Below are 20,439 nucleotides of genomic sequence, written 5' to 3'. Positions count from 1 at the left end.
AGCCGCTAAAAGCTTCTTCTATGCTAAACCTAAACGTTCAAAGATCAGATCAACATTTTTCAGATGGTAATTGTAATCAAAGCAGTCAGCAATTTTTTCCGGAGAAAGACGTGACGTGATTTTCTCTTCCGCTTCCACAAGTTCGCGGAACGGCACTTGTTTTTCCCACGCTTCCATTGCCTTCGGCTGAACTGTATCATAGGCTTCTTCGCGTGTAAGGCCTGTGTCAATCAAAGCAAGCAGCACGCGCTGAGAATAGATAAGGCCGAGAGTGCGATCCATGTTGCGCTTCATGTTTTCCGGGAAGACCGTTAAGTTCTTCACAATGTTGGAGAAGCGGTTCAGCATGTAGTTCAGCGCAATTGTCGCATCCGGAAGAATAATCCGTTCTGCTGAAGAGTGAGAAATATCGCGCTCATGCCATAATGGAACATTTTCGTAAGCTGTCATCATGTAGCCGCGGATCACGCGCGCCATGCCTGTCATATTTTCAGAGCCAATCGGATTTCGTTTATGCGGCATTGCAGATGAACCCTTTTGCCCTTTCGCGAAAAATTCCTCAACTTCACGTGTTTCACTCTTTTGCAGTCCGCGGATTTCCACAGCGAATTTCTCGATGCTTGTCGCGATCAAAGCAAGTGTTGCCATATAGTCAGCATGGCGGTCACGCTGAAGGGTTTGAGTGGAAATTGGTGCTGCTTTCAATCCGAGCTTCTCACAGACATATTGTTCAACAAATGGATCAATGTTCGCATATGTGCCGACAGCGCCAGAAATCTTTCCAACCTCGATGCCTGTTTTCGATTGTTTGAAGCGCTCAAGATTACGTTTCATTTCTTCATGCCAAAGCGCAAGTTTCAAGCCGAAAGTTGTAGGCTCAGCGTGTACGCCGTGCGTGCGCCCCATCATGACTGTGTATTTATGTTCTTTCGCTTTTTCTTTTATAATGTCAACAAATCTCTCAAGATCCTTGAGCAGAATATCGTTTGCCTGTTTTAATAAGTAGGAAAGGGCCGTATCAACAACGTCAGTTGACGTTAAGCCGTAATGCACCCATTTTCTTTCTTCGCCCAGTGATTCGGATACAGCGCGCGTAAAAGCGACAACGTCATGGCGCGTGTCCTTTTCGATTTCTAAAATGCGGTTGATGTCAAATGACGCATTTTCGCGCATCAGCTTTACGTCTTCTTTTGGAATAACGCCAAGCTCCGCCCACGCTTCACAGGCAAGAATCTCTACCTCCAGCCATGCTTGAAATCTGTTTTCATCCGTCCAAATCGCGGACATTTCAGGTCTTGAATAACGTTCGATCATTCTGCTTGTCCTCCGTCTCTATTCATCCATTTATTTGTGATCTCCTGAATCCATTCGTCTTCAGGCTGCTTCATAAATGTAATATGCCCCATTTTGCGGCCTTTTTTGATTTCATGTTTTCCGTATATATATAGCTTTGCCTCTTTTAAAAGCTCCGGGTCTTCCTCAACAAGCTTCACTTCATCGCCGAGAAGATTCACCATCATGCCCGGCTTCAGCAAATCTGTCTTCCCAAGCGGAAGCCCGCATACCGCTCTGATATGCTGCTCAAACTGGCTCGTCTCGCAAAGGTCCAGCGTATAATGCCCAGAATTGTGCGGTCTTGGCGCCAGTTCATTGACCAAAAGCTCTCCGTCCTCTGTCAGGAACATCTCAACAGCAAGCGGTCCGACAAGGTTAAGCTCATCTGCAAGCTTACCTGCGAGATCAGCAGCCTTCTGCTGAATCCCTTTCTCTACCCGTGCGGGCACGATGCTTTGGAAAAGAATATTGTTGTGGTGAATGTTTTCAGCTGTCGGAAATGTTGAAATTTCACCGTTTACCGATCTGACGACGATCACCGACAGTTCCATTTTAAAAGAAACCCAGCTTTCAAGAATGCAAGTTCCGTGTTCTAACAGAGCGGCTGCCTGCTCCATTTGCGCCGCTTCTTTTATCACAAATTGGCCTTTGCCGTCGTACCCGCCGCGGCATGTTTTCAGCACTGCCGGAAGCCTGAGCTCCTGTACCGCCTGTTTCAATTCATTCTTTGTTTTGACGATGCTGTACGGTGCGACTTCACAGCCCGCGGATTGAATTGCTTTTTTCTCTGTTTCACGGTTTTGGGTAATGAGCAGCAGCTCACTTCCTTGCGGGAGATACGCATGATCTTTTAGCCAATGCAGCGCATCATAGTCGATGTTTTCAAACTCATATGTGATGATATCGCTGATTTCAGCCAATTTTCGAATCGCTTCACGGTCATTATAATGAGAGGTAATTTCGACATCCGCAACCTGCCCGCACGGCGAATCTTTCACCGGATCAACGACCGCGACTTTATACCCCATTTGTTTGGCGGACACAGCCATCATTTTCCCAAGCTGGCCGCCGCCGATAATGCCGATTACAGCTCCCGGATAGATGATTTGTTTAGACAAGCTGATCACTGCTTTCTAACACTGTCTGTTTTGTATTTTCTCTTCTTTCATCCAGCTTACGGGCAAGGCCTTCGTCAAATGCTGACAAAATTTGCGCCGCTAACAGGCCTGCGTTCACAGCACCCGCTTTGCCGATGGATGTTGTCGCAACAGGCACGCCTCCAGGCATTTGGACGATGGAAAGAAGTGAATCCATTCCGTTCAGCGCCTTGGACTGAACCGGAACTCCAATGACTGGCAGTGTTGTTTTCGCAGCCGTCATCCCTGGCAGATGCGCCGCTCCTCCGGCACCGGCAATAATCACCTTGATGCCTCTTTCTCTAGCAGTTTCAGCATATTCAAACATGAAATCAGGCGTCCGGTGAGCGGAAACGACCTTTTTTTCGTACGGAACATTGAGTTCGTCAAGTATGTCGCATGCGTGTTTCATTGTCTCCCAATCGGAAGTGCTTCCCATGATGATTCCTACTAGCGGCTGCATTCTGTTCCCCACCTTCTAATGCTTTTGTTTTCAGAAAATAAAAAATACCCGCTCTGCATTGCACTTATGAGGAAGCAATACAAACCGGGCATGGTACATGTATCGTCAGTCGTTCGCTTCTGCGATATATCCATGTCAGTTTTATCGATCACTTTCCTGCATAGTCCGGCAATTTACGGTTGCCGGGTAGAAACTTATGGGCCATATTCCCAAGATTATATGAGGTCGTGTTTTGATTTCATGTTTATCTTAACAACGGACATGGATAATGTCAACGATATTATCGAACGATACAAAAATTCATTCTACTAATGTTCGTGTTTTAGATCAATTTCCCTTCAAATACGATTTTTTTCCCGCACGGAACGATCTGAATTGACCCATTTTCCTTTTTTTCCATAAAAATAGGCTCTTCCATTCGCCTTACAGGCAGATATCCTTCTTCTTTCATTTGCTGAAGCACCGCATCAATCGTTTGCTGCTCTGTCACTTCAAACTTTTTCTTCTTCGGCTTTGCCATTATTCTTTAATTCTCCTCTTCTTCACCGCTTTGACCCAGAAGCCGCCGTGGATTGTTTTTGGTTCGTACGCAATAATAAAGGCTTTTGAATCAAGTGTTTTAATCGTATCATATAGCTGGAGTTCATATTTTCTCGGCGTTAGGATCTGAAGGGCTGTGCGGTCGCCTTCAAGCCCGCCTGCCACCCAGTTTGTCACGCCGTAGCCTTTTTCACGGAGCTGCTTCGGAAGATCAAGATCGAGCTCCTTCGTAATCACATTGACCATAATATAGCCAAGCGCCAATTTTTCTTCTATTTTCATGCCGACAATTACGCCAAGACCGTAACCGAGCGCGTACGCGATCACATTTTGAATCTGGTCTAAGTTATCGAGCACCAGACTCAGTCCTGTCACATAAACCAGTATTTCAATCGTACTGATGCCGGCCGCTAAATAACGCTGTCCTTTCAGCGTTAAAATCATTCTTATCGTAAAAAATGACACATAGACAATATTAATAATGAGAATTATGAGAACCATGGCTATCCCATTTGATAAGATGGTTTGCATCATTTTATTATCCCCCTACTCTTCAGCTTGCACAAAGCATTCATATTCTACTAGAGAAATGAGCCGTTTACAATCAGCTTCGCCCGTAAGCTTAAGCAAAATATTTCGACATGCTTTTATGAGTTGAACAGTAGTAGTTTACCCTCTTTCTCGCCTTTTCAAAATCAAAACAAAAAAGCCCGCTTTTCAGCAGACTCACCTCTTAATATCTATTGTCAGATCTCTTTTTTCATTTTCTGAAGGGACTTGTATTCTTTCTCAAGCTCACTCAGCGTGTAGTCAGCAAGCTGTTCCCCTCTTCCTTGATAAAATTCCGAGAGCAGTAATTTGGTTTTTAAAAATTGCTTCTTTTGGTTAATTGCTCGGCGAAGCACATCAGCCATGTCCATCATCCTCCTTAAACATAAAGGTTTTTGCGCTGGACGTTTTCAGCATTTTCCCCATCATACACGGGTTAATCCTACAAATCAACTATGTTTTTTAGATATATTTGTAAAAAGTGTGACATAAAAAAACCGGCTAGGATTAGCCGGTTTTTTCATTAAAGCGGAATTAGCGACGCCGTAAAATATTCAGAGATAAACGGCCAAGTCACTGCCGTAAACAGCAACGCTATCGCAACCACTGCAAATACACAATAGATATAATCAATTGGTGCATCTTGTGCCGCCTGGTACACACGCTGTACATACAGCGCGATGATAAAAAAGATGGAAAACAAGATCAGCACCGTAAACAGTACTGTCAGCATTGGGATATTCACGATCGCAAAGATCAGCCAAAGGATTGAAACAGCAATTATCGGTACAAGCAATGAACCCAATACGGCAGCCGCTTCTCTGAACGTCACCTTCTGCTTCATCATATAGCGGGAGACAGCCCATATAGCAAAGACCATTACCGCGAAAAAGATCAGCAAATACACAAGAACAACTAAAAACCCGTCATAGAAAGCATGATGGCGTTCTCCGAAACCGAGCGGCCGATTCCAGCTTGCCTTTAACTGAAACCAATTCCCAATTGAAAAAATGATACTGAATATAAGCATTGAAATCAGACCGTACTTATAATGAGAAAAACCATCCGTTACGACAGTTTTCGCCGGTGATTTTAAAATCGAGAACGCAAAACCGCAATATCTGTTGATGGCCGCCCAAACAGATGCAAGCTTGTCTTTAACAGTTGATTCACCGCGTTCCTGGCGCGGTTTCTGCTTTTGTTTTTGCTTCTGCTTGCTTTGCCGGCTCGCCTTTCTGGACATTCTCGATAGCGGTTCTTCATCTGTATCTATTCTTTCACTCTGGTTAATTTCTTCTTCAAACGTTTCTTTTCTTTCTTCCGTCATGTCAGCAACTCCTATCAAAAAAATACGGCGGAATACCATTCAGCAAGAAAATAAAACACTTATATAAGGTACCGAAGCCTTCCTGAACAGTCAAGTCATTTCCATTTAAGTAAAGCATGGCGGCACATCTACATGACGGTATATCGTATGAAATGGTTTTATCTTTTGCAACAAAAAAACCAGCTGCCGGTGCAGCTGGTTTTTCAATTCTTATTTTAAGAAGATAAAGTACAGGATAAATACGACAAACAGCCCGTACATGATTGGATGAACCTCTTTTGCTTTCCCTTTGCACACCATTGTAATCGGATAGAAAATAAATCCGATGGCTATACCAGTCGCAATGCTGTACGTTAACGGCATCATGATCATGGTAAGGAAAGCAGGAACGGCCACTTCGAACTTATCCCAAGCGATTTTGCCAAGAGGCGCCACCATCAATGCACCAACGATAATAAGCGCCGGCGCTGTTACATTTGATGTAACGACTGATAGGAGCGGAGAGAAAAACGTAGCCAGCAAAAAGAGAATCCCTGTTACAATTGCGGCAAATCCTGAACGGGCACCCGCAGCGACACCTGAGCTTGATTCCACGTAAGAAGTTGTTGTAGACGTACCAAGCACGGCACCGATCACAATAGAAGATGAATCAGCTAAAAGCGCACGGCCCGCACGCGGCAATTTGTTTTCCTTCATTAAACCAGCTTGTGTCGCCACAGCAACAAGTGTACCAGCTGTATCAAAAAATCCGACAAACAAGAATGTTAAAATAACGATCAGCATTTGTACGGAGAAAATATCCGGGAGGTGAATCCACGCTTGTCCAAAAGTCGGCGCAAGGCTTGGCACACTGCCGATAATTTGAGTCGGAACCGGAACCAAACCGAAAATCATACCGGCAACCGCTGTTAACAGCATCCCGATAAACACGCCTGCGTTCACGCGAAGCACCATTAATATAACCGTGACAATCACACCGAAAATCGTTAATAGCACAGGACCGCTGTGAATGTTTCCGATCGTGACGAGCGTAGAAGGATTTGCAGTAATGATTCCTGAGCCTTGCAAACCAACGAATGTAATAAACAGGCCGATCCCCGCACCGACTGCCAATTTCAGCTCAGGCGGAATGGCGTTGATGATTTTTTCACGAAAACCTGTTAAAGAAAGAGCAACGAAAATAAGGCCTGAAATAAAAACACCAGACAAAGCTGCCTGCCATGAAATACCCATACCAAGGACAACAGAAAACGCAAAAAACGCGTTCAGCCCCATACCCGGCGCGATTGCAATCGGATATCTCGCTATTAATCCCATTAAGATACAGCCTGCTGCAGACGCCAGCGCTGTCGCCGTAAAGACCGCACCCTGGTCAATTCTCAGCGCCTCCGGAAAATCTTTCACGCTGTCCAAAGCAAGCGTAATCGGATTGACGAACAAAATATATGCCATAGATAAAAAAGTCGTTAATCCGCCAATGATTTCATTGCGATAGCTGGTGCCCAGCTCATCAAACTGAAAATACTTTTTCAAGCTATTTGACTCCCTTCACTCTTTGCTATTTATCCTGCCCTGAAATCGCCAAATAAAAAACGCCCCAATAATTTTGGGACGCTTGACTACAGACGGATTTCAGTTCGAATAAATAAACGTGTTTTATTTATATCAAACGAAAGAAATGTTTACGTAGTCAAGCCATTTACGGTAGCTTGGTAGAGACTTGCGAGCCATATTCCCGCGATTATACGAATTCACCTTATTTGATTTCTGTGTCTATTGTACCAAGTTCATTTTGAAAAAACAATACAAAAAGCGAACAATAGTCACACAAAATCGGATTTTGTTCGTAATAAACAAATAAAACCATCTTCCCGGCAAAATTGCCAAAAAGATGGTTTCCATTAATTGATTCTTATTCCCACTCAATCGTCGCAGGCGGCTTACTTGTAATATCGTACACCACGCGGTTAATGTGCTTCACTTCGTTTACGATACGTGTCGAAATGACTTCAAGCACATCCCACGGGATACGCGCCCAGTCAGATGTCATGCCGTCGATTGATGTAACGGCACGGATTCCGATTGTGTAATCATATGTTCTTGCGTCACCCATAACACCAACGCTGCGGATGTCAGGAAGAACAGTGAAGTATTGCCAGATATCACGCTCTAACCCGTGATTTGCAACTTCTTCACGCAAAATCGCATCTGATTCACGAACGATTTCCAGTTTTTCTTCTGTTACTTCGCCAAGAACGCGGATTCCGAGTCCCGGTCCTGGGAACGGCTGACGCCATACGATTTCATCCGGAATGCCGAGCTCTGTGCCAAGCGCGCGCACTTCGTCTTTGAAGAGCGTGTTTAACGGCTCGATCAGCTCAAACTGCATGTCTTCAGGAAGTCCGCCGACATTGTGGTGAGATTTGATCGTTTGCGCCGTTGCTGTACCGCTCTCGATGATATCTGTGTAAAGCGTTCCCTGTGCAAGGTAGTCGATGCCTTTAAGCTTGTCCGCTTCATCATCAAACACGTAAATGAATTCATTACCGATGATTTTGCGTTTTTGTTCAGGATCAGAAACGCCTTTTAGTTTGTTTAAGAATCGATCTTTTGCGTCTACTTTAATTACATTCATGTTAAAGCCTTCGCTGAATGTTTTCATAACACCCTCAGCTTCACCTTTACGGAGAAGACCATGATCTACAAAGATACAAGTCAGCTGGTCGCCGATCGCTTTATGAATCAAAACAGCAACAACAGAGGAATCAACGCCGCCGCTTAGCGCGCAAAGAACCTGTTTGTCTCCGACCGTCTCACGGATTTTTTGCATTTCGATTTCGATAAAGTTCTCCATTGACCATTCGCCTTCGCATTCGCAAACACCGAATACAAAGTTTTTCAGAAGATCATTGCCGTATTCAGAGTGGCGCACTTCCGGGTGGAACTGAACGCCGTACCATTTTTTGTCCGCTTTGCTCATCGCTGAGTTCGGGCAGTGATGGCTTGTCGCGTCAACAGTGAAGCCTTCAGGAACTTCTACAACCAAATCGCCGTGGCTCATCCAAACCACTTGTTCGTTTGGAAGATCTTTGAACAAATCAGGTGTGCCTTCGATGCGGATGTTTGCTTTTCCGTATTCACGCTGGCTTGCCGCTTCAACTTTACCGCCAAGGTAATGAGTCATCAGCTGCATGCCGTAGCAAATTCCCAAAACAGGAATATCAAGCTCGAAGATTTTCTCGTCACAGCGGAAAGAGTTTTCATCATACACACTGTTTGGACCGCCGGATAAAATAATTCCTTTTGGATTCATTTTTTTAATTTCTTCAGCCGTCAATGTATGTGGATGCAGCTCGCTGTAAACACCGAATTCACGGATACGGCGTGTAATCAGCTGGTTATACTGACTGCCGAAATCAAGGACAAGAATCATTTCATTCACTAACTTTGTCATGGTTGTCACCTAATCTCCTCTAAGTTTTTTGACACAGAAAAAAACGAGGACAGATATGAAGCTCGCTCCGCCCTCTTTGGCAAGGCCGTTTGCCGGAGTCAGGCCAACTCGCTCCCAGACTCCGATAATATTCACTAATTCTAACAACACGTTGATAAGCGGTCAAGACCATCTTCTTTTAATTAAATTTTCCCATAACTCTCTGGAATCATTCCAAAGCACTGAAGAATCTTCATTTCTGTAAAGCGCCCTTTCATAGCTTAATGTCAATTTTGACATGTCTTCTATGTCGTATTTTTCATCGATTCGTTTTGCATAATCACGCAGCGTTTCACTGCCTCGTTTCGGCAGCCCTTTTCTCTTCAGTTGTTTCAGAAGCGCGTCATATGCCTCAAAAAACGCGTGCTGATCGCTGCGCCGCTTCAATTTCCTCACGGTGAAAACAGGAATCCATAACGAGCGGAAAACATACAGCAATACAGCTGCCACCAGGAGGACTGCAAGAACCGCAAGCGCTGCATACAAGCCAGCACCTGCATTAGTATGTGAAGCGGACGGCTTTTTAGAAACAGCTGGCTCCCGTTTTTCCTTTTGTTTTTCTTCTTTTTGCGGCTGTTTTTTCTCTTCTTTCTGTTTCTCTTTTGCTTTCTTCGGCGAGCTGCTGTTATCGCTGCCGGAGTCCTTTGTGTCAGAAGAAGTAAATTCAGCCGGATTTGTAAACCCTTTAGTCGGCTCAAATGTAACCCAGCCCTGTTCCGGGAAATACACCTCTACCCAGGAATGGGCATTGTTATTTGTCACTTCGTAAATGCTGCCATTTTTGTTCCCTGCTTCTTTGTATTCGCCGGACGTATAACCCTTTACCCAGCGGGCCGGAATGCCGGCCGAGCGCAAGAGCACCACCATGGCGGAAGAAAAGTTATCACAATAACCCATTTTCGTTTCAAAGAGAAATTGATCGACATAATCTTCATCATTCTTAGGAATGGTCACGTTTTCTGTTTCATAGGTGAACGCATTTGACCCTAAATAGTCCTCAACCGCTTTCACCTTATCAAACATATTGTCGTGATCCTGAGTCAGTTTGATCGCAAGGGTTCTCACCCGCTCTGGCAGTGAATCTGGAAGCTGCATGTAGCGATCGCTGAATGTGTACTCCTCACTGTTTTTTCTCACTTTTACCTTTCTCAGTTCATCCAGCTTATAGACCGGGGAATTGTACGTTACTGTATAATTCCCCATATTTCTGATTTCACCGGCTTGTTCACTGATCGGAGAAATTTGCTCCGTGTTGCCGTTCATTTCAAGTGAGACAGCCTGCTTTGGCTGAATGGTTTCCGCACCAATCGGATACATCAGATGATTATACCCGTAGTGCTTATCGACTTTTACACGGACGGTGCGGCGCTCTGTCGCAACCTTATGGTCAAACCACAGATTTTCAACTTTTCCATTGCTAAGCTGATACGACATGCCTGTGTCTGTTTCAATCCAGCCTTTTCCGGTATACGTGTCCTTCGTTTCCACACGGAAATACGTACGCTCTTTTCCCTGCCATGTAAAAACAGGTGTAGCATCCTGCTGGAACGGGCCGCCGAGTGATTCATCATGATTCCCGTATCCGATTTTGCTTTCCCCTGCAGACACGCGGTCTTGATGAGTGATTTTTTTAAGAAAAGGCACCGGATCAGGCCAGGCCGGCTCTGATTTTGGAGCGGCGAGTCCGAATCCCGTTGCAGCCAAAACCAATACAGATAAAGGAAGAAACCATTTCAGGACAGATGTTTTTGGCAGTGTGATTCTTTCCATCAGCTTAATGCGTTCCAAGTATAAAAGGCCCAGCATAAAGAAGCCGATCAGCACGATACGGATGACGGCAAAAGTGGCATCATATGGCGTAAAGGTATCAAGAATCGTAATATACGCTACTGTCATCAAAAAGAAAAACAAAATTCTTCTCTGGTAAATCACCCAATAATGCAGGAGATAGACCAGCAGCCACAGCAGCACAAAAAACAGCAGGGTCCGAAATGAAGGAATCATGTCATTCCATTGCCCAGATTGAATCAGCGTGATATTCAGATAGACATCCTGCAAAAAAGAGCTGACCCAGCTCAAGTCGAATATAGATCCTTGATAAAACAGGATGTGTATCGAGATCAATGTAAATATGACACAAAAAGGAACGGTGACAAACCACCTCATCCTGAAAAAAGTCAGCAGAAACGTCAAACCGATAAAGACACTAAAAAAGCCTGTATGTTTCGTTTCAGTAAAACTGTCAAGCGGCCTGAGCCACTCCCACAGCAATAAAAAAGCCAGAAAATAAAATAACAGCAAGCTCAAACGGCTTCCCTTGTGATCATCGTGCGGCATGTGAACCAGTCACCTCTCTTTCTAAACAACACGCGAAACTCGCCCGCCCCTCATGACCCGAACTCTGATTTGGCGTTTCATCATGCGTTCAATCATGACATTTTCAGCTTGAGAGAGCTCAGCATCTTTCTCTTTTGCCAGTATCACCGTAACCCGGCCGCCTCCTATATCTGCGAGGTGCAGCATATCTTCCGTTAACTGTCCCGTGACAACAACTTGATCAGCTTGGCGAACAGATGGCTTTCCCAGCTCTTCCCGTGCATATCGGCTTATCGGGTCTGCCGCATCACAATGAGCGATGGCTAAATGCCGAAGCATGTGCTTAAAATGCTGATCCCCTTCCTGAATAGGGAAAATGTTTTTTTCCTTTCCGATGGAAGCCAAGCCAGCGCCCGCGCCGTTTTTTAAAACAGAATGAAGAATCGAAGCTGTCACTGAAACGACCTCTTCGAATGCGTCTGAGGAAAAACGGTCCATCAGCAGAAACAGATTTTTGCTGCGAGAAGGCTCAAATTCCTTCGTCATCAGCTGGCTCCGCCGTGCAGATGTCTTCCAATCTAACGCAGCAAACCGGTCTCCCGGCTGATAATTCCGCACACTTGCTGCGACTGAGGAATGGTGCTGATGAATAGGAGAAGAACTGCTTACACCGTCTTCTTGATGCCTCTCATTCACCTGATAGGAAAAACGCTGAAAGAATGGATAAACAAACAGGGTATCATCCAGCTCAAAAAATGCTGTTTTTTCAATCAAGCCAAGAACATCCCCGGTTCGCACCCTGACAGAATGAAAGTGATGCTCTCCGCGCGGTACCCGAGCTAATTCATACGACATCGTCATGCTCCGTTTAAACCAAGGAAAAACGAGCCGTTTGGCCGCGGCTCCGTCTCGATTTAATGACTCGATACCTTCTGGCAGGCAATCTTCAATCACCATATACATCAGGGGAAATGGCAGCTTTCTTCTCAGCGTAACCGTTACGCCCAGCCTGTCCCCCGCATGCAATTGTGTTCTATCCATTTGCCTTGAAGCCTGAAAAGAACGGAGCGGATACAAGGCCAGCAGCCCGGCATACAAGACAAAAGGGAGAAACGCGTAAAACAAAAACCAGCTGACAAAGCCGCCCTGAAACATCGCATAAGAAAAAACAGCAGCCGTCAATAAAGTTAATATAATCAGCTTCCAACCATATACGAGCCATTGCCATTTCTTATTCATCAGCGGACCGACGACCTTTGAACCGGCACCTTCACAGCTGACATGATCTCCCTTACGATCGCTTCTGCCTGAATCCCTTCAAATTTTGCCTCAGGATGAAGCATCATCCGGTGCGGCAGCGTGAAAGGAGCTAAATATTGAATATCATCCGGTATGACATAGTCGCGATGATGCAGCAGCGCGTATGCCTGTGCCGCTTTCATGAGGGCGATTGAGCCGCGCGGACTGACGCCTAATTGAACAGAAGGATGCTGTCTCGTTTTCTGCACAATTTCAACGATATATTCCTTAATGCTGTCATCAGCACGGACATTTTGCACTTCCCTCTGTAAACAGATGAAGTCTTCTTTTGCAATAACCGGCTCAAGCGTCTCAATCGGATGGCTTTTTTCCTGAAGAGATAAGACGTCAAGCTCTTCATTAAAGGACGGATAACCCATCCGAAGTTTGAATAAAAACCGGTCAAGCTGGGCTTCCGGCAAAGGATAGGTTCCTTCATATTCGACCGGGTTTTGCGTTGCCATCACAAAAAACGGATCGGCAAGCTGCATCGTATGGCCATCTACCGTGACGCTACCCTCTTCCATCGCTTCGAGCAAAGCCGACTGTGTCTTCGGAGAGGTACGGTTGATTTCATCTGCCAGCACGATATTTCCCATAATCGGGCCGGGACGATATTCAAATTCCATCGTTTTCGCATTATAGATAGATACCCCTGTTACATCAGATGGCAGCAAATCCGGAGTGAATTGGATTCTTTTGAAATCGGCGCCGATTGACTTTGCCAGCGCGCGGACCATCATCGTTTTTCCGACTCCGGGTACATCCTCAAGCAGCACATGCCCTTTGGCAAGAAGGGCTGCTAAGCTGAGTATGGCGATGTCTCGTTTTCCAACCATTACTCTATTAATATGTTCAACTGCTTTCCCCAGCAAAGGATGCAGGTCTTCTTGATATGCCATTCTTTTCCTCCTAGTCATCTACAAAATTCATCATAATGTAACCTAACTTTACCACAAAAAGCAATCTGTATAAAAAAACGATTCTAGCAAATTGTTTCCAATAAAGCTGGCCAAAACACACAAAAAAGCTTCCTGTGGCAGGAAGCTCAATTATTTGTGTTCTAAAGGCTCCATATGAACATGCGAATAATCAATCGCATGCTCCTCCTTCATTCTCCGCTCAATTTCATTGGCTATATCGTGGCTTTCCGTAATATTTAAATCTGCCGATACCTCAACCACCACATCAACATGAACCGTACTGCCCAAGTATCTTGCTTTTATGTCTTTTAAACGGCTCACACCGGAGATTTTTTCGATTGTTTGTTTATAAGCGGAAATGTCTTTTATGTCGAATCCATCTGTCAAAGAGTGAGATGACTCTTTAAAGATATCCCATGCGGTCTTGCAAATCAGCAGACCGATCACAAACGCAGTGACCGTATCAATCCAAGCAAGATGGAATTGAGCAGCCACAATGCCGATAAATGTGCCAATACTGACGAATGCGTCTGATTTATTATCAGCAGCCGCAGCAAGGAGCGCCTGGCTATTCACCTTTTTGGCCAGCCTTTTATTGTACCGATAAACGATCAGCATCAGGACTGCCCCGCCCGCTGCCGTCCAGGCCGCAATCATATCCGGCGTCTCTTGTTTAGCAGAAAAAATAGATTCTCCGGCGCTGAACAGCACTTGCAGTCCGACAACCATCATAATAAACGATGCGATAAGCGATGCAATCGTTTCCGCTCGAAAGTGGCCGTATGGATGATCTTCGTCAGGAGGCTTTTGAGAGATGCGCAGGCCAATCAGCACAGCAACAGAAGCAATAATGTCAGTTGTGTTATTTAACCCGTCTGCCGTAAGTGCTTCCGAGTGAAAAAGATAACCGATGATCAGTTTAATTGCGGAAAGAACAAGATACGCGGCAATGCTGACCAGCGCTCCGGATTCTCCCTTTTTCAGTTCATCATATCTCTCCATACAAAACCTCCTCCCCGCTCACATTTTCCTATTATTATCTTACAAAGCTGAACCGCAGTGGGTCTACAGAAACATGATTCACCCGCCACAGAAAAATAGTGATGATGGAACACTTTTTCTCTCATCCAATTTATTTGCTCCGCCAAAAAGCCCATCAAACCCAATGACACCAGCACTTCTCGCATTCTATAGAATTGTAAATATTACGCAAAATCACACAGCGAATAAAAAACGAAACATTTTTTCCACACATTCGCTGAAAGCGCAAACAAAACACTACAAATTTGAAATAAGCTGGTATATTTTCTTACACGAATTTTCGACAAACTGTATATTTATGATAGAGTTTCAATTATCATAATATTCAGTAATGATTGCATTTTAAAAGGAGGTAACTGATGAACCAGTCTCAATCAGGATTAAAAAAGGAATTAAAGACCCGCCATATGACAATGATTTCGATTGCCGGTGTAATCGGAGCCGGCCTATTTGTAGGCAGCGGTTCAGTGATTCACTCGACCGGTCCGGGTGCCATTGTTTCTTACGCGTTAGCCGGATTATTGGTGATTTTTATTATGAGAATGCTCGGTGAGATGTCTGCCGTAAACCCGACGAGCGGATCGTTTTCTCAATACGCTCACGACGCCATCGGACCGTGGGCAGGATTTACAATCGGCTGGCTGTACTGGTTTTTCTGGGTGATCGTCATCGCGATCGAAGCCATTGCCGGTGCTGGCATTATTCAATACTGGTTCCATGATATTCCGCTGTGGCTGACAAGTTTGATCTTGACCATTGTGCTCACCCTGACAAACGTCTACTCCGTTAAGTCTTTCGGTGAGTTTGAATATTGGTTCTCCCTCATTAAAGTTGTGACTATCATTGCTTTTCTAATCGTTGGTTTTGCCTTTATTTTTGGCTTTGCACCGGGCAGTGAGCCAGTCGGTTTATCGAATCTTACAGGCAAAGGCGGATTTTTCCCGGAAGGCATCAGCTCCGTATTGCTCGGCATTGTCGTTGTCATCTTCTCTTTTATGGGGACTGAAATCGTTGCCATTGCAGCAGGGGAAACATCGAACCCGATCGAATCTGTGACAAAAGCCACCAAATCCGTTGTATGGCGCATCATTGTCTTTTACGTGGGCTCAATCGCCATTGTCGTGGCGCTGTTGCCATGGAATTCAGCAAATATTTTAGAAAGCCCTTTCGTCGCTGTACTTGAGCATATAGGAGTGCCGGCAGCCGCACAGATTATGAACTTTATCGTCCTCACAGCTGTACTCTCTTGCCTGAATTCAGGTTTGTACACCACATCCAGAATGCTGTATTCTCTTGCAGAAAGAAACGAAGCGCCGCGCCGTTTTATGAAATTGAGCAAAAAAGGCGTTCCCGTACAAGCCATTGTGGCCGGGACATTTTTCTCTTATATCGCGGTCGTAATGAACTATTTTTCACCGGATACCGTCTTTTTATTCTTAGTCAACTCATCAGGCGCAATCGCTTTACTCGTCTATCTTGTCATCGCTGTTTCCCAGCTGAAAATGCGGAAAAAACTCGAAAAAACAAACCCGGAAGCATTGAAGATCAAAATGTGGCTCTTCCCTTTCCTAACCTACTTGACCATCATCGCCATTTGCGGAATTTTAGTGTCCATGGCGTTTATTGATTCCATGAGAGACGAGCTGCTGCTGACAGGCGTCATTACGGGAATCGTTTTGATTTCTTACCTTGTGTTCAGAAAACGCAAGGTGAGCGAGAAAGCGGCTGCCAACCCAGTCACACAGCAGCAGCCCGATATCCTGCCTTAATGCTGATCAAATCCTAAACGGCCTGCCGTTTAGGATTTTGTTATTTTCTTCTTCGGGCGGTCTGCAGCACGAAGATTTTTTGTAACCATCACGTCCTTATTGTCATTAACTATAGTACCAATTTGGAAAATTTAGATAAGGACAGATGAAAATGACACTTGAAAAATTTGTGGATGCTCTCCCAATCCCAGATACACTAAAGCCAGTACAGCAATCAAAAGAAAAAACATACTACGAAGTCACCATGGAGGAATGCACCCATCAGCTCCATCGCGATCTCCCTCCAACCCGCCTGTGGGGCTACAACGGCTTATTTCCGGGGCCGACCATTGAGGTTAAAAGAAATGAAAACGTATATGTAAAATGGATGAATAACCTTCCTTCCACGCATTTCCTTCCGATTGATCACACCATTCATCACAGTGACAGCCAGCATGAAGAGCCCGAGGTAAAGACTGTTGTTCATTTACACGGCGGCGTCACGCCAGATGATAGTGACGGATATCCGGAGGCTTGGTTTTCCAAAGACTTTGAACAAACAGGACCTTATTTCAAAAGAGAGGTTTATCATTATCCAAACCAGCAGCGCGGGGCTATATTGTGGTATCACGATCACGCCATGGCGCTCACCAGGCTAAATGTTTATGCCGGACTTGTCGGTGCTTATATCATTCATGACCCAAAGGAAAAACGCTTAAAACTTCCTTCAGACGAATACGATGTGCCGCTTCTTATCACAGACCGCACGATCAATGAGGACGGTTCTTTGTTTTATCCGAGCGCACCGGAAAACCCTTCTCCGTCACTGCCTAATCCTTCAATCGTTCCGGCTTTTTGCGGAGAAACCATACTTGTCAACGGGAAGGTATGGCCATACTTGGAAGTCGAGCCAAGGAAATACCGATTCCGTGTCATCAACGCCTCCAATACAAGAACCTATAACCTGTCACTCGATAATGGCGGAGAGTTTATTCAGATTGGTTCAGATGGAGGGCTCCTGCCGCGATCTGTTAAACTGAATTCTTTCAGCCTTGCGCCTGCTGAACGTTATGATATCATCATTGACTTCACAGCATATGAAGGAGAATCGATCATTTTGGCAAACAGCGCGGGCTGCGGCGGTGACGTCAATCCTGAAACAGATGCGAATATCATGCAATTCAGAGTCACAAAACCATTGGCACAAAAAGACGAAAGCAGAAAGCCGAAGTACCTCGCCTCATACCCTTCGGTACAGCATGAAAGAATACAAAACATCAGAACGTTAAAACTGGCAGGCACCCAGGACGAATACGGCAGACCCGTCCTTCTGCTTAATAACAAACGCTGGCACGATCCCGTCACAGAAGCACCAAAAGTCGGCACAACTGAAATATGGTCCATTATCAACCCAACACGCGGAACACATCCGATCCACCTGCATCTAGTCTCCTTCCGTGTATTAGACCGGCGGCCGTTTGATATCGCCCGTTATCAAGAAAGCGGGGAATTGTCCTATACCGGTCCGGCTGTCCCGCCGCCGCCAAGTGAAAAGGGCTGGAAAGACACCATTCAAGCGCATGCAGGTGAAGTCCTGAGAATCGCGGCGACATTCGGTCCGTACAGCGGACGATACGTATGGCATTGCCATATTCTAGAGCATGAAGACTATGACATGATGAGACCGATGGATATAACAGATCCCTATAAATAACCCGACAAACTTGCCTCTAGCAGGCAAGTTTTTTCTTTATGAAACCTTTGGCCCTATTTATCGTATTACGTAAAAACAGCAAAAAGGAGCTGCTTTTTATGCTGACACACGACCTACATGAAAAAATAAAGCAATACATTTCCATTTATGCTGAATTAAAAACAAAATTAAAATGGAAAGTTTCACACGATCAGATATTAATGCTCATTTCTTCTGCATATATTGTGAATAAAAGAGAGTTTGATTTTCAGCGCTTTTATGATTTGAGCAGCTATATCAAATCAAACATCGGCAGCTTCTCAACACTCAATTCACACCACCGCTTTACTGTTGCATCTATTCTGGACATTCATTTTCAGCATGAGGCAAAACAAACATTTCATACTTTCATCGATGTATACAATGAAATGGTGAAGCTAGGATATAAGCGGGATATGTTCACATACCTTTCCGCTCTGATCTTGCTCACCGGCAAATCTGAAACGACAAACCAAAAAGAACAGATGAACATGGGGCTAGCAGTTTATCAGCAGATGAAGAAAAATCATTATTTCCTCACTTCAACTCAGAATGTTCCGCTTGCCGTACTGCTTGGAGAAAACGGAGAAGGTTTGCAGGCGCTACAGAAGGCGGAAACATGCTATCAGCTGCTGGCAGCCAACGGCTTTAAAAAAGGACAGTACTTACATCAGGTCAGCCATATTCTGGCCTTGCAAAGTGAAAAAGAGCCCGAAATGCTTGTTTCCGCTTGCAAACAGATATATCAATCACTGATGTCAAAAAACCAAAGGATTATCATTATCCAGACCTTGCTCTCCTCACATTTCTGGAAGAGCCAGATATCAAAACCGTTTTGTGCATCACTGACGAATTAAACCAGGAAAAAGCTTTTAAATGGCAAAAGGAAATGAATTTTAAAATTGCTGTCAGCCTCTATCTCAGTGAGCATATGGAGAAAAATCTGCTGATGGAATCAGGACTATACACCGCTATCGAAACAGTCATTCAAGCACAGCAGGCAGTCGCGACAGCTGCCATCATCAGCTCAACAGCAGCCAGCCATACTCATGATGGAAACTAAAGGAGGAGAAACATGCCATACATCACATTAGAAGATCAGACACGCCTTTACTATGAAACACACGGGAGCGGGACGCCGATCCTGTTTATACATGGGGTGCTGATGAGCGGACAATTTTTCCACAAACAATTTTCGGCGCTTTCTGCCAATTATCAATGTATTCGTCTTGATCTTAGAGGACACGGCGAATCTGACAAAGTGCTTCACGGCCACACCATTTCCCAATATGCCCGTGACATAAGGGAATTTCTAAATGCAATGGAGCTTGATCATGTCGTTCTTGCCGGCTGGTCAATGGGTGCTTTTGTCGTATGGGATTATCTCAATCAGTTTGGGAATGATAACATTCAAGCCGCTGTGATCATCGATCAATCCGCTTCGGACTATCAATGGGAGGGCTGGGAACACGGTCCATTTGATTTTGACGGCTTAAAAACAGCGATGCACGCCATTCAAACTGACCCGCTGCCTTTCTACGAAAGCTTCATCCAGAATATGTTCGCAGAACCGCCTGCCGAGACCGAAACAGAATGGATGCTGGCAGAAATCCTCAAACAGCCGGCTGCCATTTCTAGCACGATTTTATTTAACCAAACGGCCGCTGATTACCGGGGCACCCTCCAAAACATCAATGTACCGACATTGCTGTGCTTCGGGGAAGACAAGAAATTTTTCTCTACAGCAGCTGGAGAACACTTGCGCAGCAATATTCCAAACGCGACACTCGTTACCTTTTCTAAAAGCAGCCATTGCCCGTTTTTAGAAGAGCCAGATGCTTTTAACAGCACACTCCTCTCCTTTTTAGATGGGGTTATTGGAAAGTCATAAAGAAAAAGGAATTAGGAGATTAGGGAAAAGTATGAGACAATAAGAAATGTGCAGTAAAATACATGAGGGAAGAAGTGACTTTATGTCTTACTATAACAAACGAAATCAAGAACCGCTGCCAAAAGAAGATGTGAGTACTTGGGAATGCACAAAAGAAGACTGTAATGGCTGGACCCGAAAAAACTTCGCCAGCAGTGATACGCCATTGTGCCCTTTATGCGGAAGTAAAATGGTCGACGGCATCCGTTCATTAGTGAATCTCCAAAACAACAGCCAAACGAAAACAAGCTAGTTCTTCCCTATAACAAATGCAGTCTCCTGCAAGCAAACAAACCCCGAACGGAGACAAAATTCTATATTTCAGAATAAAAGCCTCTTATTGCAAGAGGCCAAATACGAAGAAAGAAGCCCAAAACTGTAAACGTTTAGGGCTTTTTTGTCTGTTTTAATATGGATATAAGAGGAGTGATAACGTGATCTCAAACCAGCAGCAAAAAGAAGATCTGCGTTCAAAAAGCTGAATGTTGCAATGAACTCATATGTTGAACTTCTGTTTTTGCCGGTACCTCTGATTCATATCTTTAAATGGCTCGGATCATTAGCCCTGCAGCTCGTCCATTAAAAAACCACTCAGCCCAAGCCGAGT

At 44.8% G+C, this 20,439-nt stretch carries 18 protein-coding genes, 2 pseudogenes and 2 riboswitches; of the genes and pseudogenes, 7 read left to right on the top strand and 13 right to left on the bottom strand.

Annotated features, from left to right (window positions below):
• Positions 1 to 18: 18 nt before the first annotated feature.
• From purB to mneS, 13 genes are all read right to left on the bottom strand, one after another.
• Positions 19 to 1,314 (bottom strand): adenylosuccinate lyase, encoded by a 1,296-nt coding sequence (purB, locus tag NYE56_RS03135; RefSeq protein ID WP_341283445.1) that lies wholly within the window; start codon positions 1,312 to 1,314, stop codon positions 19 to 21.
• Positions 1,311 to 2,453: a 5-(carboxyamino)imidazole ribonucleotide synthase gene (purK, locus tag NYE56_RS03130; protein WP_341283444.1), complete on the bottom strand. Its 1,143-nt coding sequence runs from the start codon at positions 2,451 to 2,453 to the stop codon at positions 1,311 to 1,313. Before purK ends, purB begins: the two co-directional genes overlap by 4 nt.
• Complete coding sequence (gene purE / locus NYE56_RS03125) at positions 2,446 to 2,934, bottom strand: 5-(carboxyamino)imidazole ribonucleotide mutase (protein ID WP_015715436.1); 489 nt, start codon at positions 2,932 to 2,934, stop codon at positions 2,446 to 2,448. The genes purK and purE overlap by 8 nt, the downstream gene beginning before the upstream one ends.
• Positions 2,935 to 3,075: 141 nt before the next feature.
• Positions 3,076 to 3,177, bottom strand: a riboswitch (purine riboswitch).
• A 79-nt stretch (positions 3,178 to 3,256) separates the two neighbouring features.
• Complete coding sequence (locus NYE56_RS03120; protein WP_003219403.1) at positions 3,257 to 3,454, bottom strand: NETI motif-containing protein; 198 nt, start codon at positions 3,452 to 3,454, stop codon at positions 3,257 to 3,259.
• On the bottom strand, positions 3,454 to 4,008 hold the full coding sequence (locus tag NYE56_RS03115; protein WP_015482896.1) for a DUF2179 domain-containing protein: 555 nt from the start codon (positions 4,006 to 4,008) through the stop codon (positions 3,454 to 3,456). The genes NYE56_RS03120 and NYE56_RS03115 overlap by 1 nt, the downstream gene beginning before the upstream one ends.
• 212 nt (positions 4,009 to 4,220) lie before the next feature.
• A complete protein-coding gene (locus NYE56_RS03110; protein ID WP_003244066.1) occupies positions 4,221 to 4,388 on the bottom strand; it encodes a Fur-regulated basic protein FbpA in 168 nt (55 codons plus the stop codon).
• 158 nt (positions 4,389 to 4,546) lie between these two features.
• Positions 4,547 to 5,350, bottom strand: coding sequence for a hypothetical protein (locus NYE56_RS03105; RefSeq protein WP_341283443.1), 804 nt, complete (start codon positions 5,348 to 5,350; stop codon positions 4,547 to 4,549).
• A 210-nt stretch (positions 5,351 to 5,560) separates the two neighbouring features.
• Positions 5,561 to 6,883: a hypoxanthine/guanine permease PbuG gene (gene pbuG, locus NYE56_RS03100; RefSeq protein WP_033883865.1), complete on the bottom strand. Its 1,323-nt coding sequence runs from the start codon at positions 6,881 to 6,883 to the stop codon at positions 5,561 to 5,563.
• A 134-nt stretch (positions 6,884 to 7,017) separates the two neighbouring features.
• A riboswitch (purine riboswitch) is annotated at positions 7,018 to 7,119 on the bottom strand.
• A 143-nt stretch (positions 7,120 to 7,262) separates the two neighbouring features.
• Positions 7,263 to 8,804: a glutamine-hydrolyzing GMP synthase gene (guaA, locus tag NYE56_RS03095; protein ID WP_031315522.1), complete on the bottom strand. Its 1,542-nt coding sequence runs from the start codon at positions 8,802 to 8,804 to the stop codon at positions 7,263 to 7,265.
• Between the two features lie 162 nt (positions 8,805 to 8,966).
• The gene (locus tag NYE56_RS03090; protein ID WP_153255757.1) at positions 8,967 to 11,180 is read right to left on the bottom strand and encodes a DUF4129 domain-containing transglutaminase family protein; all 2,214 of its coding nucleotides are present in this window, start codon (positions 11,178 to 11,180) and stop codon (positions 8,967 to 8,969) included.
• 21 nt (positions 11,181 to 11,201) lie between these two features.
• On the bottom strand, positions 11,202 to 12,398 hold the full coding sequence (locus NYE56_RS03085; RefSeq protein ID WP_336155582.1) for a DUF58 domain-containing protein: 1,197 nt from the start codon (positions 12,396 to 12,398) through the stop codon (positions 11,202 to 11,204).
• On the bottom strand, positions 12,398 to 13,360 hold the full coding sequence (locus NYE56_RS03080; protein ID WP_003233978.1) for an AAA family ATPase: 963 nt from the start codon (positions 13,358 to 13,360) through the stop codon (positions 12,398 to 12,400). Before NYE56_RS03080 ends, NYE56_RS03085 begins: the two co-directional genes overlap by 1 nt.
• 150 nt (positions 13,361 to 13,510) lie before the next feature.
• Complete coding sequence (gene mneS, locus NYE56_RS03075) at positions 13,511 to 14,383, bottom strand: manganese transporter MneS (protein ID WP_268556209.1); 873 nt, start codon at positions 14,381 to 14,383, stop codon at positions 13,511 to 13,513.
• Positions 14,384 to 14,456: 73 nt separating this feature from the next.
• Here mneS and NYE56_RS03070 point away from each other — a divergent pair, with 73 nt between their 5' ends.
• From NYE56_RS03070 to NYE56_RS03040, 7 genes and pseudogenes are all read left to right on the top strand, one after another.
• Positions 14,457 to 14,744: a hypothetical protein gene (locus NYE56_RS03070; RefSeq protein ID WP_123374298.1), complete on the top strand. Its 288-nt coding sequence runs from the start codon at positions 14,457 to 14,459 to the stop codon at positions 14,742 to 14,744.
• A gap of 37 nt (positions 14,745 to 14,781) precedes the next feature.
• On the top strand, positions 14,782 to 16,191 hold the full coding sequence (gene gabP, locus NYE56_RS03065; protein ID WP_341283442.1) for a GABA permease: 1,410 nt from the start codon (positions 14,782 to 14,784) through the stop codon (positions 16,189 to 16,191).
• Between the two features lie 151 nt (positions 16,192 to 16,342).
• The gene (cotA, locus tag NYE56_RS03060) at positions 16,343 to 17,884 is read left to right on the top strand and encodes an outer spore coat copper-dependent laccase CotA (RefSeq protein ID WP_123374351.1); all 1,542 of its coding nucleotides are present in this window, start codon (positions 16,343 to 16,345) and stop codon (positions 17,882 to 17,884) included.
• A 38-nt stretch (positions 17,885 to 17,922) separates the two neighbouring features.
• Positions 17,923 to 18,965: pseudogene (locus NYE56_RS03055) on the top strand (DUF4003 domain-containing protein).
• Between the two features lie 12 nt (positions 18,966 to 18,977).
• The gene (locus tag NYE56_RS03050) at positions 18,978 to 19,793 is read left to right on the top strand and encodes an alpha/beta fold hydrolase (RefSeq protein WP_069322422.1); all 816 of its coding nucleotides are present in this window, start codon (positions 18,978 to 18,980) and stop codon (positions 19,791 to 19,793) included.
• Positions 19,794 to 19,875: 82 nt separating this feature from the next.
• Positions 19,876 to 20,085, top strand: a complete 210-nt coding sequence (locus tag NYE56_RS03045; RefSeq protein WP_003234008.1) for a cold-shock protein — start codon at positions 19,876 to 19,878, stop codon at positions 20,083 to 20,085.
• 201 nt (positions 20,086 to 20,286) lie between these two features.
• Positions 20,287 to 20,415, top strand: a pseudogene (locus tag NYE56_RS03040) (hypothetical protein); the annotation flags it as partial.
• Positions 20,416 to 20,439: the final 24 nt, after the last annotated feature.

The sequence above is a fragment of the Bacillus sp. FSL R5-0603 genome (genome assembly GCF_038050295.1).
GTDB classification, from domain to species: Bacteria; Bacillota; Bacilli; order Bacillales; family Bacillaceae; genus Bacillus; species Bacillus subtilis.
Note: the sequence above shows the minus strand (reverse complement) of the source record. Positions and strands in the feature narration are given on the sequence as shown.